This is a genomic window from Brevundimonas sp. FG8 (assembly GCF_057808845.1).
Genome location: NZ_JBMDIU010000015.1, coordinates 16,327 through 40,112, shown reverse-complemented (window position 1 = coordinate 40,112; position 23,786 = coordinate 16,327). Strand labels below are relative to the sequence as shown.

The 23,786-nt window shown below is 68.5% G+C and carries 21 protein-coding genes; 10 read left to right on the top strand and 11 right to left on the bottom strand.

The annotated features are described in order from the left end of the window. Positions 1-45: 45 nt before the first annotated feature. The gene (locus tag ACODRV_RS16555) at positions 46-342 is read left to right on the top strand and encodes a hypothetical protein (RefSeq protein WP_488909068.1); all 297 of its coding nucleotides are present in this window, start codon (positions 46-48) and stop codon (positions 340-342) included. A gap of 118 nt (positions 343-460) precedes the next feature. Next, the gene (locus ACODRV_RS16550) at positions 461-1,249 is read left to right on the top strand and encodes a MipA/OmpV family protein (RefSeq protein ID WP_141627915.1); all 789 of its coding nucleotides are present in this window, start codon (positions 461-463) and stop codon (positions 1,247-1,249) included. Here ACODRV_RS16550 and pdeM read toward each other — a convergent pair. Then, the gene (gene pdeM, locus ACODRV_RS16545; RefSeq protein WP_488909067.1) at positions 1,246-1,977 is read right to left on the bottom strand and encodes a ligase-associated DNA damage response endonuclease PdeM; all 732 of its coding nucleotides are present in this window, start codon (positions 1,975-1,977) and stop codon (positions 1,246-1,248) included. The two genes, ACODRV_RS16550 and pdeM, sit on opposite strands and share 4 nt — an antisense overlap. Next, positions 1,974-4,640 carry a ligase-associated DNA damage response DEXH box helicase gene (locus tag ACODRV_RS16540; RefSeq protein WP_488909066.1) on the bottom strand — a complete coding sequence of 889 codons (2,667 nt, stop codon included), beginning with the start codon at positions 4,638-4,640 and terminating at the stop codon, positions 1,974-1,976. The genes pdeM and ACODRV_RS16540 overlap by 4 nt, the downstream gene beginning before the upstream one ends. 58 nt (positions 4,641-4,698) lie before the next feature. On the opposite strand from ACODRV_RS16540, the gene ACODRV_RS16535 reads away from it, so the two are divergent. Then, the gene (locus tag ACODRV_RS16535; protein WP_488909065.1) at positions 4,699-7,566 is read left to right on the top strand and encodes an ATP-dependent DNA helicase; all 2,868 of its coding nucleotides are present in this window, start codon (positions 4,699-4,701) and stop codon (positions 7,564-7,566) included. Between the two features lie 6 nt (positions 7,567-7,572). On the opposite strand, the gene ACODRV_RS16530 is transcribed toward ACODRV_RS16535, so the two are convergent. After that, positions 7,573-8,007: a VOC family protein gene (locus tag ACODRV_RS16530; protein WP_488909064.1), complete on the bottom strand. Its 435-nt coding sequence runs from the start codon at positions 8,005-8,007 to the stop codon at positions 7,573-7,575. A 157-nt stretch (positions 8,008-8,164) separates the two neighbouring features. On the opposite strand from ACODRV_RS16530, the gene ACODRV_RS16525 reads away from it, so the two are divergent. The 3 genes from ACODRV_RS16525 to hisC are packed head-to-tail and all read left to right on the top strand — an operon-like array spanning position 8,165 to position 10,994. Then, positions 8,165-9,214 carry a DUF2125 domain-containing protein gene (locus tag ACODRV_RS16525; protein WP_488909063.1) on the top strand — a complete coding sequence of 350 codons (1,050 nt, stop codon included), beginning with the start codon at positions 8,165-8,167 and terminating at the stop codon, positions 9,212-9,214. Next, positions 9,214-9,897, top strand: a complete 684-nt coding sequence (locus tag ACODRV_RS16520) for a hypothetical protein (protein ID WP_488909062.1) — start codon at positions 9,214-9,216, stop codon at positions 9,895-9,897. Before ACODRV_RS16525 ends, ACODRV_RS16520 begins: the two co-directional genes overlap by 1 nt. A gap of 8 nt (positions 9,898-9,905) precedes the next feature. After that, on the top strand, positions 9,906-10,994 hold the full coding sequence (gene hisC / locus ACODRV_RS16515) for a histidinol-phosphate transaminase (protein ID WP_488909061.1): 1,089 nt from the start codon (positions 9,906-9,908) through the stop codon (positions 10,992-10,994). A 208-nt stretch (positions 10,995-11,202) separates the two neighbouring features. Here hisC and ACODRV_RS16510 read toward each other — a convergent pair whose 3' ends face one another. From ACODRV_RS16510 to ACODRV_RS16500, 3 genes are all read right to left on the bottom strand, one after another. Next, positions 11,203-12,009, bottom strand: coding sequence for a TIGR02186 family protein (locus ACODRV_RS16510; protein WP_488909060.1), 807 nt, complete (start codon positions 12,007-12,009; stop codon positions 11,203-11,205). Beyond that, complete coding sequence (locus ACODRV_RS16505; protein WP_141627924.1) at positions 12,006-12,929, bottom strand: sulfite exporter TauE/SafE family protein; 924 nt, start codon at positions 12,927-12,929, stop codon at positions 12,006-12,008. The genes ACODRV_RS16510 and ACODRV_RS16505 overlap by 4 nt, the downstream gene beginning before the upstream one ends. 116 nt (positions 12,930-13,045) lie before the next feature. Beyond that, a complete protein-coding gene (locus ACODRV_RS16500) occupies positions 13,046-15,892 on the bottom strand; it encodes an SEL1-like repeat protein (protein WP_240811669.1) in 2,847 nt (948 codons plus the stop codon). Between the two features lie 227 nt (positions 15,893-16,119). Here ACODRV_RS16500 and ACODRV_RS16495 point away from each other — a divergent pair, with 227 nt between their 5' ends. Together ACODRV_RS16495 and ACODRV_RS16490 are read left to right on the top strand one after the other, a co-directional pair. After that, positions 16,120-16,320, top strand: coding sequence for a hypothetical protein (locus ACODRV_RS16495; RefSeq protein WP_240811670.1), 201 nt, complete (start codon positions 16,120-16,122; stop codon positions 16,318-16,320). 30 nt (positions 16,321-16,350) lie between these two features. Then, positions 16,351-16,890 carry a pyridoxamine 5'-phosphate oxidase family protein gene (locus tag ACODRV_RS16490; RefSeq protein ID WP_488909059.1) on the top strand — a complete coding sequence of 180 codons (540 nt, stop codon included), beginning with the start codon at positions 16,351-16,353 and terminating at the stop codon, positions 16,888-16,890. Positions 16,891-16,961: 71 nt separating this feature from the next. Here the strand turns inward: ACODRV_RS16490 and argF are convergent, their stop codons facing one another. The 4 genes from argF to ACODRV_RS16470 all read right to left on the bottom strand — a co-directional run bounded on the left by argF (position 16,962) and on the right by ACODRV_RS16470 (position 21,022). Continuing rightward, positions 16,962-17,876: an ornithine carbamoyltransferase gene (argF, locus tag ACODRV_RS16485; RefSeq protein ID WP_488909058.1), complete on the bottom strand. Its 915-nt coding sequence runs from the start codon at positions 17,874-17,876 to the stop codon at positions 16,962-16,964. 24 nt (positions 17,877-17,900) lie between these two features. Beyond that, positions 17,901-19,073 carry an aspartate aminotransferase family protein gene (locus ACODRV_RS16480; RefSeq protein ID WP_488909081.1) on the bottom strand — a complete coding sequence of 391 codons (1,173 nt, stop codon included), beginning with the start codon at positions 19,071-19,073 and terminating at the stop codon, positions 17,901-17,903. 130 nt (positions 19,074-19,203) lie between these two features. After that, the gene (locus ACODRV_RS16475) at positions 19,204-20,109 is read right to left on the bottom strand and encodes a M28 family metallopeptidase (protein ID WP_488909057.1); all 906 of its coding nucleotides are present in this window, start codon (positions 20,107-20,109) and stop codon (positions 19,204-19,206) included. A gap of 91 nt (positions 20,110-20,200) precedes the next feature. Beyond that, a complete protein-coding gene (locus tag ACODRV_RS16470; RefSeq protein WP_141627928.1) occupies positions 20,201-21,022 on the bottom strand; it encodes an ABC transporter permease in 822 nt (273 codons plus the stop codon). 311 nt (positions 21,023-21,333) lie between these two features. Here ACODRV_RS16470 and gcrA point away from each other — a divergent pair, with 311 nt between their 5' ends. Next, a complete protein-coding gene (gene gcrA, locus ACODRV_RS16465) occupies positions 21,334-21,858 on the top strand; it encodes a cell cycle sigma 70 cofactor GcrA (protein ID WP_141627929.1) in 525 nt (174 codons plus the stop codon). Positions 21,859-22,232: 374 nt separating this feature from the next. On the opposite strand, the gene apaG is transcribed toward gcrA, so the two are convergent. Continuing rightward, positions 22,233-22,640: a Co2+/Mg2+ efflux protein ApaG gene (apaG, locus tag ACODRV_RS16460; protein ID WP_141627930.1), complete on the bottom strand. Its 408-nt coding sequence runs from the start codon at positions 22,638-22,640 to the stop codon at positions 22,233-22,235. A gap of 102 nt (positions 22,641-22,742) precedes the next feature. Here apaG and ACODRV_RS16455 point away from each other — a divergent pair, with 102 nt between their 5' ends. Further along, positions 22,743-23,765: a 2'-deoxycytidine 5'-triphosphate deaminase gene (locus tag ACODRV_RS16455; protein ID WP_141627931.1), complete on the top strand. Its 1,023-nt coding sequence runs from the start codon at positions 22,743-22,745 to the stop codon at positions 23,763-23,765. Positions 23,766-23,786: the final 21 nt, after the last annotated feature.

Here is a 23,786-nt window from a genome sequence, read left to right as displayed (position 1 = left end):
GCGCCCGCGCCCTTGCCGCCGCAGCCGCTTCCGGCAGGATCAACGATGGTTCTGGGACATGTTTCGGACGCCGTCCCCTACCGGATCGACGGTTCTCTCGATGATCAGGCCCGGGTGTGGGACGTTCGGATGACGCTTGCGGCGCTGGACATCGGAGCGCTGCCGCAGCCTGAGACCGTGTTCTGGCACACCGGCAGTTGCGGCGTATCGCTGCCTCAGCCGGTTGTGGGACGCACCTATCGGCTGGTCCTGACGCAAGGCAGGAACGGACGTTGGATCGTCCAGGATGTGGTGACGCCAGAGTTGCTAGATGCCTATCGCGCGGGTCTTCGGGCCCGCTAGGCCGCCCGACCGCAACGTTGCCGGAAAGCCGCAGCCCCGCGGTGATCTCGGGCATTGCGGGAGCTGCCGCGCTCGTGGTGCATTCGGATCATCTCCCCGATCGCTTCCAGAGCCCCTCATGTCCCTTCGGTTCGCCCTCCCGGCCCTCGCCGCCGGCCTGCTTTTCGCCGGCTCCGCCGCCGCCCAGTCGCAGCCCTACGAACAGGTCGAGGCGCCGAGCCGCTGGCGTGTGGAGGTCGGTGGCGGGGTCACCCACGGGTTCAGCGCGACCGGGAACACGGGCGACGATATCAACTACACGGCCTGGGGCTCGGCCTCCTACCGCGACATCGTCTACGCCAACGGGCTGGACGGTCTGGGCTGGAATGCGATCAAGACCGACGATTTCCACGCGGGCGTTCAACTGCGCCCCCGCTTCTCGGCCGGCGAGATCGAGGGCTCGACGCTGGATCGTCCGGGCTTCGGCGCGGATGCGGCCCTGTACGCTTTCAAGCGACTGCCCGGAAACATCGTCGTCGGCGGGCGTGTGCAGCACGACGCGACGGGCGACGACGCCGGGACGCAGTACTACGCCTCGGTCGGGCACCGGCGCGTGACGCCGGTCGGCCTGCTGTCGACCACCGCCTATGTCACCGGCGGGGATAGTGATCGGCTGCAACGTTACTACGGCGTGACGCCGGCCGAGGCTCCGGGCAGCGGTTACACCGCCTATGAGCCGTCGGGCGGTCTGTCGGGCGCGGGCGTGGCCGTCTTCCTGGCCGTGCCGATCGGCGACCGCTTCGGCGTCGGCGGCTTCGTCAACTATGAGCAGCGACTGGGCGATACGCGCGACAGCCCGCTGATCGAGGACGAGGGCGTCTGGCGCGCGGGTCTGATCGGCGTCATCCGCTTCCGCAGCAGCAACTAGCCCAGGCTATCCCAGGCGAAGGCGTGGACCTTGTCCCGTCCGAGCGCGGCGACCATCGGCGGCGCCGCGAAGAGCCCCGCCACCGCGACGTCCCGAACATCCAGCCCGCCGGTGAAGGCCCCGAAGGCGGGCATGATGAGACGCACGCCATCGGTCACGAAACAAGGGCGACGCACGCCCCGCCCATAGGCGGCGACGCGAGCGGCGGGGTGGAGGTGGCCGGAGATCTCGCCGACAGCCTCGCCCGGTTGCGGCTCGTGGATCAGGCTGAGGGCGCCGAGCATCAGGGTGGTCACCACCCGGCCCGGCAGAGCGTCGAGCGCGCTTTCCAGCGCCACCAGATCGTGGTTGCCCTCGAGCCAGACCCAGTCCCGGCCGGCGGCCAAACGCCCGAGGCGCTCGCGATCCTCCGTGGACAGACGGTTGACGGCTTTCGAGTCGTGGAAGCTGTCTCCCAGCAGGACGACGTGGGCGGGATTGAGAGCTTCGATCTCCGCCTCCAGCTTCGCCAGCGTGGACGGGCTGTCGTAGGGCGGCAGCATCTGGCCGCGAACGGCGAAGGCCGAGCCCTTCTCGAGGTGCAGGTCCGAAGCGATCAGTGTCCGATGATCGGGCAGCCACAGGGCGCCGGAGCAACGCAGCACGCAGGCTTCGCCCGCAACACGCACCTTCAGCCCGCCGCAGGGATGGCGGAAGGGAGACAGGGTCTGGCGCAGTGTGGTGTTCACGCCGCCCCCTCCAGTTCCGACGGCGCCTCGGCCATGATCTCGGCGATCAGGGTCTCCTCGGCGAAGTCCAGGGAGGTCTCGGACAGGATCATCTCGGCCGCGCCGCCGCCGACCCGCTCACGACCGATCTGGACCAGCACCGGCACGCAGAAGGGCGAGGGTCGATCCAGCGACTGATGCACGACCTGCCCCTGAATGCGCGTCAGAAGCTGACCGAGGCGGGCCACATCCAGCAGGCCGGACGCAGCATCGGCGCGGGCCGTGCGCAACAGCAGGTGATCGGGCTGGTGACGGCGCAGAACGTCGTAGATCAGGTCGGTCGAGAAGGTGACCTGCCGCCCGGTCTTTTCGGCGCCCGGCTGGCGTTGCTCGATCAGGCCGGAAATCAGGGCGCAGTTGCGGAAGGTGCGCTTCATCATGAAGCTCTCCTCCAGCCAGCTTTCAAGATCGTCGCCCAGCATGTCCGGCTCGAACAGGGCGTCGAGATCGACCCTGTCCATCGGCCGGATTGACCAGATGGCCAGCGAATAGTCGGTGACGACAAAGCCCAGCGGGCCGATCTCCAGCCGGTCCAGCCGTTTGGTCAGCAGCATGGCGAGCGTCGTGTGCGCCAGCCGTCCCTCGAACGGATAGCAGACCATGAAATGCCGGGTTCCGCGCGGGAAGGTCTCGACCAGCATCTCACCCGCGCGGGGGATGCGGGAAACGACCTCCTGCAACTCCAGCCACTCCTGCACGTCGGGTGGCAGAACGCGCCAGTGGTCGCGGTCCTGAACCATGGCCCGCACCCGTTCGGCCAGAGATGTGCCCAGCGGAAATTTGGAGCCGCCGTAGGACGGGATCTTGGGGTCCTTGCCTGTCGCGGCGCTGACCAGCGCATCCGTGCCGGAGATGCCCTGGAAGGCCCAGACCTGACCGGCGAAGATGAAGGTGTCGCCGGGCTCCATCTGCTCGAAATACCACTCCTCGGCCTCGCCGATCTTGCGGCCGCCGATGAGGTGCTTCCCGCCCGCCCGGCGCGAGGCGACCTTCACATTGAGGTTGGCGGCCGAGACGATGGCGCCGACATTCATCCGGTGGCTCTGGGCCAGTTGGGCGTTGCGGACCTTCCACCTGCCGTCAGGTGTTCGCACGATGCGGGCGAAGCGGTCGTAGGTGCGCAGGGCGTAGCCGCCGGTGGCGACCAGATCGACCACTTCCTCGAACTGCTCGTAGGTCAGCGCCCGATAGGGACCACATGCGGAAACCTCCGCATACAGATCATCCAGATCGAACGGCTCTGAACAGGCGCAGCCCATGACATGCTGGGCGAGGGTATCAAGCGTGCCGACGTGCACCGGCTCCCAGTCAAAGGCGTTCTCGGCCACCGCCTCGCGGGCGGCCTGACACTCCAGCATTTCGAACCGGCTGGCGGGGACCATCAAGGCGCGGGAGGGTTCGTCCAGCCGGTGATTGGCGCGACCGATGCGCTGGACCAGACGACTGGCTCCCTTGGGCGCGGCCAGCTGGATGACCAGATCGACGTCGCCCCAGTCGATGCCGAGATCCAGCGTCGAGGTGCAGACCACCGCGCGCAAATCGCCCCGCGCCATCGCCGCCTCGACCTTGCGCCTTTGCTCGGCGGCGAGGGAACCGTGGTGCAGGGCGATAGGCAGGCTGTCGTCATTGATCGCCCACAGCTGCTGGAAGACGAACTCGGCCTGCCAGCGGGTGTTGACGAAGATCAGGGTCATCCCCGCCTGACGGATGGCCTCATAGACCTCGGGCACCGCGTGGACGCCGGTGTGACCCGCCCAGGGGACGCGGCCTTCGGAGACCAGAACGTCGATGACCGGCGGGGCGCCGGGGTCGCCGCGCACAATCACTACTCCCTTGCCCCTCGAGGGGGGAAGGGGCAGGGATTGGGGTGGTGGCGGACTGCCGCCGGAGGTGGCGCTTGAGGCCTCGTCCGCGCCTTCCGCTCCAGCTTCCGCAATGACGGCGACCGCACCCCCACCCAACCCTCCCCCCTTGAGGGGGAGGGCTTCAGGTGACAGCCAATCCGCGATCATCTGAGGATCATCCACGGTCGCCGACAGGGCCACCCGCCGCATCTCCGGCGCGAACTTCTGCAACCGGCCCAGACCGAGACTGAGCAGGTCGCCGCGCTTGCCGCTCCAGATGGCGTGGACCTCGTCGAGGATGACGCATTTCACATCGGCGAAATACGCCCTCGCCCCCTCCCACGCACAGAAGAGGGCCAGCTGTTCCGGCGTGGTCAGAAGGATGTCCGGCGGGAAGTCGCGCTGGCGCTGGCGCTTGGACTGTTTGGTGTCGCCGGTGCGGCTCTCGACATGGATGTTCAGCCCGATCTCGCGGATAGGCGTCATCAGGTTGCGCTCGACATCCGTGGTCAGGGCCTTCAGCGGCGAGAGGTAGAGGGTGTGCACCCCGCTGCCGGGGCCATGCGCCGGACGCGGACCGCGCTCGGCCAGATCAATCAGGGAGGGCAGGAAGCCGGCCAGCGTCTTGCCGCCGCCAGTCGGGGCGACCAGCAGGGCATGCGACCCCGCCTGTCCGGCCTCGACCATTTCCAGCTGATGCCGACGCGGCGCCCAGCCGCGCGAGGCGAACCAGTCGGCGAAAAGCGGCGGAAGCGTTACGGGAGCGGCGGCGGACGTCACGGAGAGGATATAGCATGTTCCCGTTCCGTTTCACGGGCGGAATTGCTATCTGGAGACGGTGACGATCGACTCCTTCACCTCCTCCACCGCCCTGACCGGCGCCGAGCCGTGGCTGGCCCTTCCCGTCGCGCTGGCCGTGCCGCCGGGTGCGGGGGCGGTTTGCGATGAGGACGGGACGCGCAAGATCGGGCGGGGCGCCGCGGAGGGTCTGTTCACCGGGGCGCCGGTGCTGGTCGCCCACGCCAGCCTGACCGCCCGACGGCTGGGCATCGCGCCGCCGCCCCGCTCAAGCGATCTGCTGGATGTGCTGGAACTGTTCGCCTTCGTGCGCCCCGCGAGGTTCTGCGCGCCCTCTCCCACAGGACTGGCTCTGGCCATGGGACAGGCGGAGCCGAAGGTGCCGGAGGCGCAGGCCGAGGCCCTGCGCGCCGCCGCCGACGGCCTGCTGCGGGAACTGGCTGATCCGGCCTATCCCCAGCGCGAGGACGCCTTCACCCTGAACGAGACCCTGTCGCGGGCCGGCTGGGGGTGGTCCTGGCGGGTGGCGGGCGCCTTGCAACATCACCCCCTGCGCGCGCGCCAGCATCGCGGCAGCGGTCTGGATGTCTGGTCACGGCTGAGCGAATGGGAGGACGAGGCGCCACGAGGCGAGGCGGGATCGGCCCCGGTCGACAGCGAGAGCGCGCGCATCCGGCTGGAGAAGCTGTTGCAGGCCTCCGGACTGGATGAGACCCGCCCGGCCCAGTCCGACTATGCCGCCGAGGCCGCCTACGCCTTCTCGCCCCGCAATGAGGAGGGCCGCCCGCGGGTGCTGCTGGCCGAGGCCGGGACCGGAACAGGCAAGACCCTGGGCTATCTGGCGCCCGCCAGCGTCTGGGCCGAGCGCAACCAAGGGGCTGTCTGGGTCTCGACCTATACCCGCGCCCTGCAACGCCAGATCGACCGAGAGAGCGCCAGCCTCTGGCCTGATGCGGCCGAACGAAAGAAGAAGGCCGTCGTCCGCAAGGGGCGGGAGAACTACCTGTGCCTGCTGAACCTGCAGGAGATGGTGCAGGCGGCGCAGCTGGGAAGCGGCGATCCGATCGCCATGGCGCTGGCGGGCCGCTGGGCCCTGTATTCGCGCGACGGCGACATGACCGGCGGCGACTATCCCGGCTGGCTGCCCGGCCTGTTCGCGACGCCCACGGCGCAGCAGGCCAGCCCGGCCAATCTGGTCGACCGGCGCGGCGAGTGCGTGCACGCCGCCTGCCCCCACTACCGCCTGTGCTTTGTCGAAAAGACCATCCGGGCCAGCCGCCGGGCCGATCTGGTGGTGGCCAACCATGCGCTGGTCATGACCCAGGCCGCGTTCGACGGCGCGCGCTCGGCCCGCGGGTTGAAGCAGGATGGGGAGACGGCGGCGTTGAAGCGGATCGTCTTCGACGAAGGCCACCATCTGTTCGACGCCGCCGACAGCGCCTTCTCGGCCTGCCTGTCCGGACAGGAGGCCGCCGAACTGCGTCGGTGGATCCGGGGCCCGGAAGGACGCGGTCGGCGCGGGCGTGGGCTGGAACAGCGGCTGGGCGATCTGTGCGCTGACAACGAGGCGGCGACCAAGGCCCTGCAGGACGCCATCCATGCGGCGGCCCAACTGCCGGGCGAAGGGGCGTCCGGGCGGATCGCCCCGGCCTCGGGCGAGGTCAATCCGATCGGTCCGATCGAGCGCTTTCTGGTCGCCGCGCTGGAACAGCTCCGCGCCCGGACGAGGGAGGGCGGCGGCCCCGGCGGGGTCGAATTCGGACTGGAATGCTCCCTGCGTCCGGTGACCGATCCGGTGCTGGACGCGGCGCGGGAGGCCGCCCGCGCGCTGGCGGCGGTCGAAGCTCCCTTGCTGGCCCTGTCGCGGCATCTGGAAGACATTCTGGATGACGAGTCCGTCGAGCTGGACGGCGCGTCGCGGGCGCGGATCGAAGGGGCGCTGCGCGGGCTGGATCGGCGCGGCCGGATGACCCTGCCCGGTTGGCGCTCCATGCTGGCGGCGCTGGACAATGACACCGGCGAGCCGGACCCGGACTTCGTCGACTGGCTGAGCGCGGAGGCCGCCTTCGGGCGGATCGCCGACGTCGCCCTGCGTCGACACTGGATCGACCCGACCGTGCCGCTGGAGGCGGCGGTGATCATGCCCTCGCACGGAGTGTTGGTGACCAGCGCGACCTTGTCTGATCCGGGGGCGGACGATCCGTTCGATCTGGCGCGGATGCGAACCGGCTCCGCGCGACTGATCGAGCCCGCCCGGACGCTGAAAGTCGAAAGTCCGTTCAATTATGCGGAGAACAGCCGGGTCATCGTCGTCAACGACCTGATCAAGGACGACACGCGCCAGACGGCGGCGGCGATGCGCGAACTGTTCCTAGCTGCAGGAGGCGGCGGCGTGGGCCTGTTCACCGCCATCCGGCGACTGAAGGCGGTCTATGAGCGGCTGGGGCCGGACCTCGCCAAGGCGGGCCTGCCGCTCTACGCCCAGCACGTCGATCCGCTGGAAGTCGGCGCATTGGTGGATGTGTTCCGGGCCGAGCAGGACAGCTGCCTGCTGGGCACCGACGCTGTGCGGGACGGCGTGGACGTGCCGGGGCGCAGCCTCCGCATCCTCGCCTTCGACCGCGTGCCCTGGCCGCGACCTGACCTGCTGCACAAGGCCCGGCGCGAGAAGTTCGGCGGCTCCTCCGCGCAGGGCCGCGCCTATGACGACGCCCTGGCCCGCGCCCGGATGTCACAGGCCTTCGGGCGACTGATCCGCCGGGCGGACGACAAGGGCGTGTTCGTCATGCTGGACGCCGCCTGCCCGACCCGCCTGTTCGCCAGCCTGCCGCCGGGCACGGAGGTGCTGCGCATGGGGCTGGCCGAGGCGGTGGAACTGGTCGGCGGCTTCCTGAAGCCCTCGACCTGATCGGCGTCACGCCTCGAAGGTGATCTCGACGCTGTCGGCCGACCGCCGGGCCTCACCGTGGAAGACCGCCTCGATGTTGTTGCCGTCCGGGTCCAGCAGGAAGGCGGCGTAGTAGCCCGGATGATAGGGCCGCTCGCCCGGCGCGCCGTTGTCGGCGCCCCCAGCCGCGAGACCCGCCTTGTAGAAGGCCTCGACCATGGCCCGGTCCTTCGCCTGAAAGGCCAGATGGTGTCGCCCCGTCAGATGGCCGGTGGCCGCCGCGCTGTCGGCGGAGGAGACGAACAGCTCATCCGCCCAGAAATAGCTCTCGGCCTCCCCGCCCAGCGGAATGTCCAATGCCCCCAGAACCGCGTCATAGAAACGGCGGGACGCCGGAAGGTCGGCCACCACCAGCTGGATATGATCGATCAGACGGCCGCGGTGCAGGGACTGGGTTTCCATGGCGCTCATCTCCTTGATGACGACAGTCGAACGGACGGTCGTTTACGCCGTTCCGTAAGGCAGGCGCTTGTCAGGGTGTGGCAGCATCCGCATACAGCCCCTTCCTTCGCCCCAGACGTTCCCGACCTTCGGACCCCCGTTTTCCGCCGGACCCTGAATGAGCAACGCCCCCGACAAGCCCTATCGCCATCCCCGCCGCGGGATCGTCGGCCCCTTCCTGCTGGTCGGCGTCCTGCTGGCCGCATGGACCGGCTGGTGGTTCTACCTGACGCAACAGGTCGAGACGCGGCTGGCGGCGCAGGTCGCGAGCCTGAATGAGGACGGCTGGACGATCCGGCACGGCGAGGTCAGCACGACGGGATGGCCGTTCCGGGTGCGGGTGTCCCTGCCGCAGGCAGACGTGCTGGCCCCGTCCGGACATGGCGTGGCCGCGCCGGAACTGCTGGCGGAAGCCAATGCCTGGAACCCCGATCACTGGGTGCTCATCGCACCGAACGGCCTGACCCTGACCCGTGCGGAAAAGGGCAAGGTCAACGTCACCGGCGACGCCCTGCGGATGAGCGTCAGCCATCTGCGCAGCCGTTTCCCCGACCTGCGGCTGGAGTTCGTGCGCAGCACCTTCACGCCCCAGCCGGGCGCGGATCCCTTCCCCATCGCTTCGGCGGAGCACATCCAGATGGAGACCCGCCCGCACCTGACCGACGGACAGGCCACGACCGACGCCCTCGATGTGCTGTTCAATCTGGTCGATGCGCGGGGCCGTCAGGGCGGCCCGGTCGAAAGCGCCGCGCAGAACGGAAAGCTGTCGTTGGCGCTGGAGGGCACCATCCAGCAGGCCAGCCGCCTGAAGGGCCCGAACGCCGCCGGCATCTTCTCGAACTGGACGCGGGCGGGCGGCCGTTTCACCGGCGTGCGCGGTGAGCTGACTGCCGGCAAGAGCCGCGCGCTGCTGACCAGCGACGCCCTGTCGGCGGATGCCGCTGGACGACTGCGCGGACAGGTCGCCGTGACCGCCGAGCAGCCGGGACCGGTCGTTGAGGGCATGGCCCGCGCGCCGTCGGGCGAGGTCAATCGCGCCGGAGCCGTCGGCGCCGCCGCCGCGACCGCCGCCAGCGGTGACCGCCCGGTCGAGCTGACGCTGGAATTCCGGGAAGGCCGGACCTGGCTGGGCCTGTTCCCGCTGGCCCCCGCGCCCAAGCTGTTCTGATGCTGACCGAGCCCCCCGAGGACTCCACGCGGCTGGCGCTGGATCATGCGCTGGCGCAGGCCGTGCGGGCGCGGCTGGCCGCCGGACAACGGCCCACCGTGGACGCCGACGCCATTGCGCTGAGGGAAGCGCTGAAGGGGCTGAAGCCCGCCGAGGTCGCCGCCGCCCGGTCGGTTCTGGGCCGCCTGGACGCGGCCAGCGGACCGCGCCTGATTGTCTGGGGGCCCGCCTCGCAGGTGCTGGCGGCGGATCGCTATGGCCTGTCGGCAAGGATGGCGGCCAAGCCCGAGGCGGCGTTGAAAGCCGTGCGTGAAGGCGGGCGGGCCCTGATGGACCTGACGCCGTCGAACGCCTGGTTCGGCCGCCTGCTGGCCGAGCCGGACCTGCGCGTGGTCGCGGCCTTGCCGGATCACGGCGCGGGCCTGCCACGATCCCTGATGGTGCAGCAGACCCAGCCCGGCCCGACCGGCGATGACCGCACCTTCTGGGCCACCGACAGCGCCGCGCCGAACAGCCGGATCATCGAGGCCCTGTCCGACGCGGGACTGGCCGCGACGCCCCTGATCGAATCGGGCGGGTTGAAGCTGTTCGTGCTGGCGGGCTATGTGCAGGCCGAAGACGGTCGGCTCGCGAACGCGCCCGGCAAACTGTCCGGCGTCATCGGCGCCGCCCCCCTGTTCTGAGAGCTTTCATGACCGCAGCCCCCACGCCCAAGCCCGGCATCCTCGACATCGCGCCCTACGTCGGCGGCAAGTCGAAGATCGACGGCGTCGCCGAGCCGATGAAGCTGTCGTCCAACGAGAACGCCCTGGGTGCGGGCCAGAAGGCGCGTGACGCCTATGCGGCGGCGATCGGCAACATCCACATCTATCCGGACGGGCGCGCGGGCAAGCTGCGCGACGCCGTCGCCGCGCACCACGGCCTGGACGGTGAGCGCCTGATCTTCGGCAACGGCTCGGACGAGGTCTTCGCCCTGCTGAACCAGACCTATCTGGAAGCCGGCGACAACATCGTGACCGGCCAGTACGGTTTTCTCGCCTATCGCATCTCGGCGCTGGCCAATCAGGCGTCGGTGAAGCTGGCCCCGGAGCCGGGCTTCAAGGCCGAAGTTGACGCTATCCTCGAGCAGGTCGATGCGCGGACGAAGATCGTCTACATCTCCAGCCCGTCGAACCCGACCGGCAGCTACAACACCGCCGAGGAGACCCGCCGTCTCCATGCCGCGCTGCCGCCGCACATCCTGCTGGTCATCGACGAGGCCTACGCCGAGTTCGTGACCGCCCCGGACTGGGAGACCAGCTTCCCGCTGGCCAAGGACGCCGACAACGTCGTCGTCACCCGCACCTTCTCCAAGATTCACGGTCTGGGCGGCCTGCGCATCGGCTTCGGCTATGCGCCGCTGAAGGTCTGTGAGGCGGTGGACCGCATCCGCCTGCCGTTCAACGTCTCGGTCGCGGGTCTGGACGCCGCCGTCGCCGCCCTGTCGGACGAAGCGCATCAGAAGGCCTCGCTGGAGCTGGTCGAGAACTGGCGTCCGCGCCTGACGCAGGCGATCAAGGGCTTCGGCTTCGAGGTCTTCCCCAGCGCCGGCAACTTCGTGCTGGTCCGTTTCGCCGACGCAGCCAAGGCGACCGCCGCGAACGACTATCTGAACACCAAGGGCATCATCGTGCGCCCGGTCGGCGGCTATGGCCTGCCCGACTGCCTGCGCATCACCGTGGGCACCGAAGACCAGAACCGGGCTGTGCTGGACGCGCTGAGCGAATTCGCGGTGCGCTGATTGCCTCCCTCTCCCGATGGGAGAGGGCTTGAGCCTCCGGGAGCGAAGCGACCGGTAAGGCGAAAGGGTGAGGGTCGATCATCGGCACAGGCGATAAGCCGCGTTGCCGCTCTTCGCGGCCGGCTTGGGCCGGACTTACACAGCCGACCCTGATTCAACGGGGCTCCGCCCCGCCATCTTCTCCCATCGGGAGAAGGGAGGTCGCCCATCAGTTCCGCCGGAAGATCCGGCTGGCCGCCCAGCCGGTGAACATGGCCAGGATCACGCAGAGGACGCCGTAGGTCCACGGGCGACGGTGGGCGAATTCGAAGATGTCGCGCTCGATGCCGACCTTTTCGACGGTTAGCGTCAGATTGCTGACCGAGACCGGCTCACCCTCCTGGAACAGCCAGACCTCGGCGAAATACTGGCCCGTGGGGGCGACGGCGGGCAGTTCGACCTCGGCGCGGAACAGGCCGCGATCCACGAAGCGGACCCCCTGCGGGTCGCTGTTGTACAGGGCCGCCGCCTCGCGCAGGCGGATCACGGCGCGGCGGTAGTCCAGATAGTCCTCGCCGATCCGGCTGACGACCACGTCGCGGACGCCGTAGCGGGTGACGGTGCGGCTTTCCTCCGGGGCGGCGATGCGCAGGTGGTCAACCCCGACGCCCAGTCGGCGCAGCTGGCCGAAGTCGGCGATGTCGCTGAGCGGCCGGGTCGAGGCGGTCATGTAGAAGCCCGGCGCGCCCTCGAACAGGACGGGACGGCTGTTCAACCAGACGCCGGTGTTGCGGGTCTTCTTGACCAGACGCACCGGAGCGTCCGGACCGCGCACCACCACGACCACGTCGGCGGGCGTCTCGGTCGGGTTGAACACCGCGCCGTACAGGACGATGGAGGCGCCGCGGAAGCTGGAGTCGACCATGACCCGCGCATCGGTCATGGCGGCGGCGACGCGGACCTGTTCGGTCGTGGCCACCGAACGTTCGGGGGCCGGGGCCTCCACGGCCGGGGGCGGCGGCGGGAGTTGCATCATTGCGCGACCCCCGGAGCAAAGCTGAACAGGTCGGACGGCCGGACGAACAGCTCCAGCCCCATGTAGATACCGACCAGCAGGACGATCAGGGCCAGCAGGAGGCGCAGCTCCTCGGCGCGGAAGCGGCCCGAGAGCCGGGCGCCGTACTGGGCGCCGACGACCCCGCCCAGCAGCAGGATGGTCGACAGGACGATATCCACCGTCTGGTTCCGCCCCGATTGCAGGATGGTTGTGATGGCCGTGGTGATGATGATCTGGAACAGGCTGGTCCCGACGACCACGCTGGCCTTCATCCGCAGGACATAGAGCATGGCGGGCACCAGGATGAACCCGCCACCGACCCCCATGATGGCCGACAGAATCCCCACGAACGATCCAAGCGCGAACGGCGGGATGGCGCTGATGTAGAGGCCCGAGCGCGGGAACTTCATCCGCAGGGGCAGGCCATAAAGCCACAGCGGGCGACGGCGCTCCTTGTGGGGGGTCACCTCGCCCCTGACCCGGCGCAGAATCTGGCCGAGGCTCTCGTGCAGCATCAGGGCGCCGATGGATCCGAGGAACAGGAGGTAGGACAGGGCCACGACCAGATCGGCCTGCCCGAGCAGGCGCAGGTAGCGGAACAGCTCAACCCCGACGAAGGCGCCCAGCACGCCGCCGAGCGCCATCAGCCCGCCGATCTTGTAATCGACCTGCTTCTGCGACGTGTAGTGGATGACACCCGAGGTCGAGGAAGCGACGACGTGGCTGGCCTGACTGGCGACGGCCACCGACGGCGGGATGCCGAGGAAGATCAGGATGGGGGCCATCAGGAAGCCCCCGCCGATGCCGAACAAACCGGACACGAAGCCGACCGTCGCGCCCAGCAAAACCAGGAGCGGCCAGTTCACCGAAACCTCGGCGATCGGCAAATAGATATCCAAAGGACGCGCCTTCGGCTGGAACTGAGGTCAAACGCCCGAAAGGCGACGGTGGAACTGTCCTGAACGCCTCGGGCCGCCGGTGCAACCCGAAGCGCTCGAAAGTCGGGTCGATTGCGTCAGTTGACGGGTTCGACGGTGAAGCGATCCGCGTCCGCGCGCGCCTTGCCCCGATCCTCGACCGAAAGGCTGGTCCGCAGTCGCTCGACCGCGTCCTGTGCGGCGCTGTCTCCGGCGCGCGAGGCGATCAGATACCATTTGAAGGCCGCGACCGGATCGGTCTGAACCCCGCCCTCGCCGGTTTCATACAGTTGAGCCAGGTTGAACTGGCTGTCGACCACGCCCGCCTCGGCGGCGCGGGTCAACCAGTTCAGGCCTTCATCCGCATTCCGGGGGCCGCCGGTGCCCTGGAACAGGTGCATGCCGTAAGCGAACATCGCGCGCGGATTGCCGGAATCCGCCGCGCGACGGGTCCACGCCCGCGCCTTGGGCAGGTCCGCCGGCAGGCCCTTCAGGCCTTCCTCGTACAGGCTGGCGATATAGAGCTGGGCCGGCGCGTAGCCGAGTTCAGCCGCCTGCTTCAGCGCATCGAGGCCCGTGGCGTCGTCGGCATCGAGCTTGATGATGGCCTGTTGATACAGGTCAGCGGCACGTGCGCGATCTTCCGGCGACGCCACCACCGGCGTCGCGGCCAGGGCGGCGACCGGAGCCGGCGCTTCAGCGCCCGGCAGGCCCGGGATCTGGATGCCCGAGTCCGTGAGTTCGTTGAAGGCGATCGCGCCCGTTGCGGTCAAAGCCACGGCGACAGCCGAGGCGCCGAGGGCCTTGCGCACAGCACTGCCCTGTTTGGAGGCCTGCTTATCCAGACGCTCCTGCAGGCGCGACTTGCCGCCGCGCTTCAGGCCGAAGCCGCTACGGGCCGGCGCCTCCTCGGGCTCAGCCATGGCGGCGCGAGCGGCGTCGATGGCCTGACGGGTCGAATTGGCCGCGCGCCCTTGAGCGGCGGCGGCGCGCAAGGCGCGCGGATCCACGAACTCGGTCTCGGCGGCATAGTCGTCCGGCCCGCCGTCAAAGCCTTCCGGCGCAGTGGCGGCCAGGGCGTCCGACACATCAGCCCCGCCGAAATTCTGGCCGAACGGCCCCGCCGATTGGGCAGCGGCGTGCGGCGGCGCGAAGACCGGCGTATGCGGCGCGTCGATCTCTTCGGCCAGAGAACCGGCGAAAGGCTCCGCGACGGCCTCACGGCTGCCGAAGGGCGTCAGGCCCTGTTCCTGCGCGGTGCGCGGCCCCCGCATGACGGCGTCGAACACCGTGTCAGCGGTCAGAACCTCAGGGTCTTCATCCGGCACAAAGGCGGCGGGAGCCACCGGTTCCGGCTCGGGCGGAGCCAGATCCGCCGACCAGGCCTGCTGCTCGGTATAGAGCGGGTCCGGATCATCGAAGGTCTGCCCCTGGAAGGGAGCATCCGGGAAGGCCGCATCCGGGAAAGCGGCCGCGCGCCAGTCGGGCTGGGCGTCAGCGACCGGAGCAGGCGCGGCCTCCACCACCGGCTCCGGCTTCACCTCCGCGCGGCGTTCAATATTCTCGCGCGCCTCGGCGATGAGGGCGGCGGTGCGCTCTTCCGACAGCCGCATGCGCTCGGCCAGTTCGCCGGAGGCGCGGTCGTAGCGTTGCTCGATCCGGGTCGAGCTGTCAGCCAGACGGCGGCCGATGTCATCCAGCGCCTGCTGCGAACGGCGCTCGGACTGGGCGATGCGCTCGCTGAGGCGATCCGAGATGCGGGTGATCTCGCCGCCCAGCTTCTCGAGCGCCAAGGCGTGGCGGTCGTCCGAAGCCGTGAGACGCTGTTCCAGCCCCTGTTGCAGTCCCTGGGCCAGACGGCCCATGTCGCCCTCGACCTTGCGGGTCAGGGCTTCACCCAGCTTCTCGACGCGAGCGTCAACGCCAGCCTCGATCCGACCGACGCGACCGTTCAGGTTCTCGGCGATGCGCAGGACCTCGCGCCCCATGGCCTCGACAGCCCCGGCGGAGCGGGTCTCCGAGGTCTTGAGCTGTTCGCCCAGAGACAGGACGGCCCGCTCGATGCGGTCCATGCGGTTCTCGGACTCGGCGGTGTCGAGCCGCCGCATCATCTCGCTGCGATTGGCCTCGACCTGACGGCTCAGCGTCTCGGCCAGCTTCTCGAAACGGGCGGCCTCGCGCACGCCCTCGGGCTCGACGCGCCCTTCGGCGGCGCGCAAACGCTCGTCCAGATGGGCGAACGAACGCTCCAGCCCCTTGAGTGCTTCAGTGGTGCGGGCCTGCGCCTGATCCAGACGGGCGCCGACCTGGGCGAGCAGGTCCGAACCGGCGCCGGGACCGGCCAGCTTCTCGACCGTCTCCATGCGCTGGCGCAGTTCGTTGACACCGGTGCGCTGACGCTCCTCGATGTCGTAGAGGCGACCGGCCAGCGCGCCGAGGCCGGCCTCGACCTTGTTGAAGGTCTCGGCCGTCTTCGGCCCGACCTCGGTTTCGAACTTGCGCAGCCGACGATGCCCCTCGCGGAGCTCGTCGGCGAGGTCGTCGATGCGGCGACCGTACTGACGCCCGTCCTGGTCGGCGGCCTCCAGACGGCGGACCAGACCGGCGACAGCCTGATCGACGCCCTGAATGGCGACGGTCGAGCGACGCTCGGCAGCTTCGAGGCGGGCGGCGATAGCGTCGATCGAAGCGCCCAGCCGGTGCGCGTCCTCGTCCGCCCCGTAGGCATCGTCCAGACGACGGCTACGGCCGCGGCGCTCAAAGATGTCGGCGGCATGGGGCCGACGCGGCAAGGGCGTATACCCCTCGTCCTCGTCGCCATCTTCCATGATCATGGAGTTCAGCCACTCACCGAGCGTCATGCCGGAGCGACGCGCGAGGTCCTTGGCGATCTCGCGAGCCTTGGGGTCTATCCCCTTCACGCTCCACGGCGCAGCTGCGCTCACTGATTCGACTCCCGACCTTTGATTCGGACGCTAGTGCGCCAGATCAGGGGTGTAAACGCGTGGTTAACCCCAACATGTAGAACCGCCCACACCTTCCTGTGGAAAGGCCGAACACCGACCGTATCGATGCCGCAAGCATGGTTAACGTCCGGTGAAGATTAACTTCCCGTCAAGGATTTCACCCCCTTGCGTGCGCGTCGTCCGCGGTCCACGTGGCGCGGATGGACATGCGCCTGACTTTGATCCTCGCCGCCGTCGCCCTGGCGATCACCGTCTTCGCCGGTTGGCGCGGCGCGCGCCCATGGGACCCGAGCCAGAAGGTGCGCATGGCCCCCTGGCGTTTCATCATGGTCATGGGCGGCGCGGCGGTCGTGCTGCTGCTGGTCCACGTCGCCGCCCTGCTGGGTTTGCCGCAGCGACAACTCTGAACCGGAACCGGTCCGGAGCCCAACGCTTCCATGATCACCCCGATCACAGGAGAGACGTTCATGGGCGACAAGACCCTCACCGCCGCCGAAGCAGAAAAGCATTTCTGGGACAGCCTGAAGAAGTCAAACACCGGCCTGCTGGGCCTCGACCAGCCCGGCTATCACGCCCAGCCGATGACCGCCTTCCGCGAGGAAGAGACCGGGACGATCTGGTTCTTCACCCGCGACGATACCGATCTGGCGAAGGACGCGGCCCTGCCCGGCGGGCAGAGCGCCATGTTCCACTACGGCTCGAAGGACCAGAACGTCTGGGCCTGCATCCATGGCGATCTGTCGGTGCACGGCCGTGACCGCGAGATCATCGACCGTCACTGGAACCCCGTGCTGGCCGCCTGGTATCCCGAGGGCAAGGACGATCCGCACCTGACCCTGCTGCGCTTCGACGCCGACGACGGTCGCGTCTGGGTCAACGAGGGCGGCTTCTTCAAATTCGCCTATGAGGTCGCCAAGGCCAACATCACGAAAACCACCCCGGATGCGGGCGGCGTGGCGGACGTGAACCTGCAGTAGGCAGCAGGATCACCGGCCGGCGGCGGAGAGAGCCATTCTCCCGTTGCCGACCGCCTGATTGCCTGTCGCCCTCACCCCGCGAAACACCACGCCAGCACGGCCTTCTGGGCGTGGATGCGGTTTTCCGCCTCGTCCCAGACGAGCGATCTTGGACCGTCGATGACCGCGTCCGTGACCTCCTCCCCACGGTGGGCGGGCAGACAGTGCAGGAAGACAGCGTCGTCGTTGGCCAGCTCCATCAGGGCGTCGTCGACGCCATAGCCGTCGAAGGCCTCCAGACGGGCCTCATAGTCCTGATCGCCCATCGACACCCAGGTGTCGGTGACGACGACGTCGGCGCCGGCGACGGCCTCACGCGGATCGCTGGTCAGGACGACGTGATTGCCGCCCCGGGCGAGGTCGTGAAGGTCGGGATGGTACTCGGCCGGGCAGGCGACCTGAAGGCGGAAGCCGAACTTCGGCGCCGCGTGCATGAAGCTGTGGCAGACGTTGTTGCCGTCGCCGACCCAGGCGATCGTCTTGCCCGCGACCGACCCGAGATGCTCCTCGATGGTCAGCAGGTCGGCCAGAATCTGGCACGGATGCGAGCGGTCGGTCAGGCCGTTGATGACTGGCACGGTCGAGACTCGAGCGAAGCGTTCGACGTCCTCATGGCTGTTGGCGCGGATCATCACCGCGTCGACCATACGCGACAGCACCTTGGCGGTGTCCTCGACTGGCTCGCCGCGGCCCAGCTGCATGTCGCCGGCGTTGGCGATGATGCCCGAACCGCCGAGCTGGCGGATGGCGGCGTCGAAGCTGAAGCGCGTGCGGGTCGAATTCTTCTCGAACACCATGGCCAGCACACGATCCTTCGCCGGAGCGTCAGCGTCGGCGCGGCCCTGCGGCCAGCCCTTGCGAGCCTGTTTGCGGGCATGGGCGTCATCAAGAATGGCGCGCAGCTCTTCCGCTTCGAGCCGGTAGATATCGAGGAAGTGACGGACCATCGGGCCCTCCAGATCTGTCGGGCCTCAGGCCAGTTTGGTCCGCGCGAACTCGCAGGTCTTTTCGAAACGCTCGACGGCCTCCCGGGCCTCTTCAAGCGTCAGCACCAGCGGCGGCAGGATGCGGACGCAGTTGTCGCCGCCGCCGGCGACCAGCAGGTGCTGCTCATCCCGCGCCCAGCCCATGAATTCGCGGTTGTTCGGGACCAGCTTCACGCCGATCAGCAGGCCCTTGCCGCGCACATCGACGATGATGTCCGGGAAGCGCTGCTGCAGGCCGTGCAGCTGCTGCTTCAGATAGCCGGCGATCTCATTGACGTGGGCCAGGGTCTCCGGCTTCGACAGTTCCGAGAAGGCGGCCTGACCGACCGCCATGGCCAACGGGTTGCCGCCGAAGGTCGAGCCGTGAACGCCGACGGTCATGCCCTTGGCCGCGTTCGCCGTGGCCAGGCAGGCGCCGATGGGGAAGCCGCCGCCCAGGGCCTTGGCCACCGCCATGATGTCCGGGGTCATGCCGGCCCATTCGTGGGCCCACAGCTTTCCGGTCCGCCCCATGCCGCACTGGACTTCATCGAAGATGATCAGCACGCCGGTCTCGTCGGCCAGCTCACGCATCCAGCGCAGGTCCTCGTCCGGCGTGGCGCGGCAGCCGCCCTCGCCCTGCACGGGCTCGAGGATGATGGCCGCCGTGGTCGGGTTCCGGAAGGCGGCCTCAAGCGCAGCCTTGTCGCCCCACAGCAGCTGGTGGAAGCCCTCCATCTTCGGGCCGAAGCCTTCAGTGTACGACGGATTGGCGGCGGCGTTGATCGCGCCATAGGTGCGGCCGTGGAACGAGCCGTCGAAGCCGTAGATGTCGATCCGCTCCGGCTGGCCATTGGCCACGTGGTGCTTGCGCGCCGTCTTCAGCGCGCACTCGACCGCCTCGGCGCCCGAGTTGGTGAAGAAGACGACGTCGGCGAAAGACTTTTCGCACAGGGCGTCAGCCAGGGCTTCCTGACCCGGAATGCGGAAGATGTTGGAGACGTGCCACAGCTTCTGGGCCTGCTCGGTCACTGCCTGCACCAGCTTGGGGTGGGCGTGGCCGAGGCCATTGGTCGAGATGCCCGCGACGCAGTCCAGATATTCCGTGCCGTCCGTCGACCACAGACGCGCGCCCAGACCACGCTCCACTTCCAGCGGCGCACGGTTGTAGACACCCATCAGATGTTCCTGGGACACGGGTCGGACCTCCAAAAGCGAGACGGCCCCGTCGCGGGGCGCGACGGAGCCGATAAAAAGTGTCCGGTCTTGTCGGATGCGCGCCGGTGTTAGTCAACACCGGCCACAGGGATCACTCGTCCCGCGCCAGCCGCAGGGCCAGATCCGCAACGAAGGTCGCGGTGCGAAGGATGTCGTCGCCGTCGACCCACTCCATCCGGTCATCGGCCGAGTGAATGCGCTGGAAGACAGGCGGCACGAAGCCTTCAGCCAGACCGTTCGACTGGCCGCCGTTGAAGGCCAGCCACATCTGGTGCGCACCGACCGCGTCCTGCGAACCGATGGAGATCACCGGCAGGCCCGCCGCCGAGAAGACCCGGTCATCGCTGGGCGGATAGTTGGGGAAGGCGACGCAATCGAAGGCCCGCTCGGCGCACTGCGTCCGCATGGCGCGAAGGACGAAGGCCGAGGCCTCGCCGACGTTCTCGCCATACATCAGCGTCTCGCCATAGGCGTTCACGTCCATGTTGATGACGGCGTGAATCCGGCTCTTGTCCTGCGTCTCCAGCCATTTGCGGGCGCCGATCAGACCCAGCTCCTCCTGATCGGTGAAGACGAACACGTAACGATATGATCCCGGCGCCTGTTCGACCTGCGCCTTGATCAGTCCGGCGGCCTCCATCAGGGCTGCGACCGAACCGGCGTTGTCGACCACGCCCTGCGACATGGAGCCATCACGCAGCGGCACGGCGTCGAAGTGGGCGGTCAGCACGATATCCTTGTCACCCTCGCCTACGGTGACGACCACATTTGCGCCCGGACGCGGGCCGGTGCGTTCGTTGCCGCCCTGGAAGGACGCCAGCTGCGGCACGAAGCCCTGTTCACGCAGCTGGGCCACGACGATCTCGCGGCGCTGGTCATTGGTTTTGGCGGCATAGGCCTGGATCGCGGTCTCGATCGCCTGACCTTCGGCGGTCAGGGCGTCGTCCTGGACCGGCGCGGTCAGCAGCGAAAGCGCGAGTAGCGACTGGATCAGCATGGAACCCCCTCCTGTTGGCTGACGCCCTTGCTAGCCGCTGGATCGTCGCGCGACCATAGGCGCCGGGCAGGAGTGTAGCTCCGGGGAGACCTCAGCTCTTGAGGCGCCAGCCCGATTTGAACACGGCCCAGCAGGCGACCGACAGGATCAGGGTCAGGACGGCGCTCATGCCCAGACCGATCCAGAGATTGCCCTCCGCATGACCGATGAATCCCGAGCGGAAGCCGTCGATCAGATAGAAGATCGGGTTCCAGTGGCTGATCGTGGCGAAGGGCTCCGGCAGATTGTCGACCAGATAGAAGGTGCCGGACAGGAAGGTCATCGGCATGATGAGAAAGTTCTGGACCGCCGCCAGCTGGTCGAACTTTTCGGCCCACAGACCGGCGAAGACGCCGACCATGCCCATCAGCAGGGATGCGGTCAGGGCGAACCAGACGATGACCAGCACATTGCTGACCCCCAGCTTCGCGAACGGCATCACGCAGACGGCGGTGACCAGACCCACGGCGATGCCGCGCGTCGCGGCGCCGAGCGAGAAGCCGATGGTCAACTCCAGCGGGCTGAGCGGCGGGGTCAGGAAATCGGTCGCCGTGCCCATGATCTTGGCCTGGATCAGGCTGGACGAGGCATTGGCGAAGGCATTGTTCAGGATCGCCATCATGATCAGACCCGGCGCCACGAACTCGGCGAAGGGCGTACCGTCGATGGGCGGGCGCGAGTCCTTCAGGGCCACCACGAAGACCAGCATGTAGAGCAGGGTCGTCACCACCGGCGCGGCCACGGTCTGGGCGCCGACCTTCCAGAAGCGCCGCACCTCCTTGAGATACAGGGTCTTCACCCCCTCCCAGTTGACGCCGTCATAGCGGCGCGGCTGCGGGAGCCCGGACGGGCGCGTGGAGGCGAGATCGGTCATGTGCGGCCAGATGCGCCCACGAGACCCCATGCGCAAGGCGTCGCCGGGCGGGTGACAAGTGAAAATTGAGCAGGGAGGTGAGCGACAAAGCCGGGACGCGCTCACGCCGTCGCGCACTTTTCGCCAATCGCCCACCGAAACCTCGCCCCGGTCCCAGCTCCGAGACCATTTTAACCATACCAGATGTAGTTCCTGTGGACGGACCAATTCCCACATATTGCGCGTTTTAAGAGGTAGTTTACGATTAGAAGTAGGTCGGCCCCACTGGAGGGACATACCGACCCCATATGTTGAATCCCCGGAGGGCGACCATGACCGCAGGCTGGACCGAAGATCGCGTCGGCGCGCTGAAAAAGCTGTGGCTTGAAGGCCAATCGGCCAGCCAGATCGCCAAGCAACTGGGCGGCGGCGTGACCCGTAACGCCGTCATCGGCAAGGTGCACCGTCTGGGCCTGTCGGGCCGCGCCGCGCCGTCGCAACCGGCCCGCGCTACCTTCCGCCCGTCGCGCCCGCGCCCCACGCCGCAGCCGACCCAGGCGCCGTCGGCTCCGCGCCGCATCGAGGCCGCCCAGCCTCGCCCGGTCGCGCCGGTGGCACCGCCGCCCGCGCCGATCCCGGACCTGCCCGGCACCGCCACGGTCATGACCCTGGGCGCCCATATGTGCAAATGGCCTATCGGCGACCCGTCGTCGGCCGAGTTCAGCTTCTGCGGCCGCCGCGCCTCGGAAGGCGTCTACTGCATGGAACACGCTCGCGTCGCCTACCAGCCGCAGGTCCGCAAGGGCGGCAAGGACGGCGCCTCGGAACTGGCCCGCAGCCTGCGCCGCTACATCTAGGTCGTTCTGGCCTGCCGAAGGCGGCTCGCTCCACCCGGCGGGCCGCCTTTTCTTTATCCAGCCACACGGCTGTCACAGATGGCCCCTAGGGGGGCCGCCGTCCGCGTTGACGCCGCCCGCCGCGGCGATGACGCCGGGGGCGGGGGCTGCGGTTATCCGGGTTGACGCAGCCCCTCACCTCTTCTGCATGGCGCAGGCTCCGGCGTAAGGCCGTCGAGCACCCAGCACTGCAAGTGATTGGTGGTTAGTGACTAGTGGGTGACCTGGACCGCGATCCACGCCCGACTGGCTCACTGTCAGCGACCGCCATCCACCAATCACCAGCCACTAACCACTCGTCGCTCCGGCAGCCGCCCAAGGCCCCACCGACAGAGCTAGTTCAGCACCCGTCTCTCGCCCGGGACATCGAGGCTGAAGGCGGGGATGGCGACCTCGAACATGCGGCCCAGATCATCGACCATGGAATAGCCGCCTACCATCGAGCCCGACGGCGCGTTCAACGGACAGCCGGAAGCGTAGGAATAGCTGTCGCCCGGCTGGATCGTCGGCTGTTCGCCCACTACGCCGGGGCCACGCACCTCCTCGACATGCCCCCGCGCGTCGGTGATCACCCAGCGGCGCGCGACCAGTTGAACCGGCGAGGCAGACAGGTTCACGATCTCGACCTGATAGGCCCAGACCCAGCGCCCGGCGTCCGGATCGGACTGGCCGGCCAAATAGCTGGGCCGGACACGAACCACGATCCCGTCGGTCTCGGCTTCATAGGCGGGGGTGTCGTGCATGGGCGAATGGTCCCGGAACTCACCCCCGCGTCAAGCGAGACCTTGCCCGCGAGGCGGAATGGAGCGAGAGAGACAGGCCGCGAATTCGTGTAAGCGATAGGCATGACCCTGAGCATCCCCCGTCCCGGCATTCTTCCGGCCCAGTCGATCGAAGCCCTGATCGCCGGTGGCGCGATCTCCACAGAAACCCCGTTCGACGCCGATCAGGTGCAGCCGGCCAGTCTGGACCTGCGCCTGTCCGCGACGGCCTGGCGCGTGCGCGCCTCCTTCCTGCCCGGCAAGCGCAAGGTCGAGGACCGCATCGCCGACGTGGCCATGCACACCATCGACCTGTCCGCCGGCTACGTACTGGAGAAGGGCTGCGTGTACATCGCCAAGCTGCAGGAGCGACTGAGCCTGCCCAAGGGCCTGATCGCCCGCGCCAATCCCAAGAGCTCGACCGGCCGGGTGGATGTCTTCGTCCGCCTGCTGACGGATCGGGGCGGCAGCTTCGACGATGTCGAGGAAGGCTATGAAGGGCCGCTGTATCTCGAGATCGCGCCCCAGACCTTTTCCATTCTGGTCCGTCCGGGCACCCGCCTGAACCAGCTGCGCCTGAAGGCCGGCGAACCGCCGAAGCTGGAGACCCGCTCGGTCGGCGTCGATCTGCAGGCCAGCGAGATCGTCGGCTTCCGCGGCCGCCGCCACGCCGGGGTGGTCGATCTGGACAATATCGACGGCCACGACCCGCGCGACTTCTGGGAGCCGCTGACCCTGCGTCGTGGCGAACTGCTGCTGGACCCGGGCGAGTTCTACATCCTGGCCTCGTCGGACGACGTCGAAATCCCGGTCGATCAGGCGGCCGAAATGACTCCGATCGACCCGTCCGTCGGCGAGTTCCGCGTGCACTACGCAGGCTTCTTCGATCCGGGCTTCGGCACGGACGAGGCGCACGGCGCGGGCTCCAAGGGCGTGCTGGAAGTGCGCACGCACGACACGCCGTTCCTGCTGGAGCACGGCCAGATCGTCGCAAGGCTGGTCTATGAGCCGCTGACTGAACGCCCCAGCCGCCTCTACGGCGAGGGCGGCAGCCACTATCAGAAGCAGGGCCTGAAGCTGTCGAAACACTTCAGGCCGTGGGGATAATGGGCGTGGGTATGGGGTGTC

What these genes read in the sequence shown, in the direction of transcription:
- argF (WP_488909058.1), bottom strand. Translation starts at nt 17,876, where the DNA reads ATGGTCCGTCACTTCCTCGATATCTACCGGCTCGAAGCGGAAGAGCTG.
- gcrA (WP_141627929.1), top strand. Translation starts at nt 21,334, where the DNA reads ATGACCGCAGGCTGGACCGAAGATCGCGTCGGCGCGCTGAAAAAGCTG.
- ACODRV_RS16525 (WP_488909063.1), top strand. Translation starts at nt 8,165, where the DNA reads ATGAGCAACGCCCCCGACAAGCCCTATCGCCATCCCCGCCGCGGGATC.
- ACODRV_RS16530 (WP_488909064.1), bottom strand. Translation starts at nt 8,007, where the DNA reads ATGGAAACCCAGTCCCTGCACCGCGGCCGTCTGATCGATCATATCCAG.
- ACODRV_RS16475 (WP_488909057.1), bottom strand. Translation starts at nt 20,109, where the DNA reads ATGCTGATCCAGTCGCTACTCGCGCTTTCGCTGCTGACCGCGCCGGTC.
- ACODRV_RS16455 (WP_141627931.1), top strand. Translation starts at nt 22,743, where the DNA reads ATGACCCTGAGCATCCCCCGTCCCGGCATTCTTCCGGCCCAGTCGATC.
- ACODRV_RS16495 (WP_240811670.1), top strand. Translation starts at nt 16,120, where the DNA reads ATGCGCCTGACTTTGATCCTCGCCGCCGTCGCCCTGGCGATCACCGTC.
- ACODRV_RS16550 (WP_141627915.1), top strand. Translation starts at nt 461, where the DNA reads ATGTCCCTTCGGTTCGCCCTCCCGGCCCTCGCCGCCGGCCTGCTTTTC.
- ACODRV_RS16510 (WP_488909060.1), bottom strand. Translation starts at nt 12,009, where the DNA reads ATGATGCAACTCCCGCCGCCGCCCCCGGCCGTGGAGGCCCCGGCCCCC.
- apaG (WP_141627930.1), bottom strand. Translation starts at nt 22,640, where the DNA reads ATGCACGACACCCCCGCCTATGAAGCCGAGACCGACGGGATCGTGGTT.
- hisC (WP_488909061.1), top strand. Translation starts at nt 9,906, where the DNA reads ATGACCGCAGCCCCCACGCCCAAGCCCGGCATCCTCGACATCGCGCCC.
- ACODRV_RS16470 (WP_141627928.1), bottom strand. Translation starts at nt 21,022, where the DNA reads ATGACCGATCTCGCCTCCACGCGCCCGTCCGGGCTCCCGCAGCCGCGC.
- ACODRV_RS16490 (WP_488909059.1), top strand. Translation starts at nt 16,351, where the DNA reads ATGATCACCCCGATCACAGGAGAGACGTTCATGGGCGACAAGACCCTC.
- ACODRV_RS16520 (WP_488909062.1), top strand. Translation starts at nt 9,214, where the DNA reads ATGCTGACCGAGCCCCCCGAGGACTCCACGCGGCTGGCGCTGGATCAT.
- ACODRV_RS16555 (WP_488909068.1), top strand. Translation starts at nt 46, where the DNA reads ATGGTTCTGGGACATGTTTCGGACGCCGTCCCCTACCGGATCGACGGT.
- ACODRV_RS16480 (WP_488909081.1), bottom strand. Translation starts at nt 19,073, where the DNA reads ATGGGTGTCTACAACCGTGCGCCGCTGGAAGTGGAGCGTGGTCTGGGC.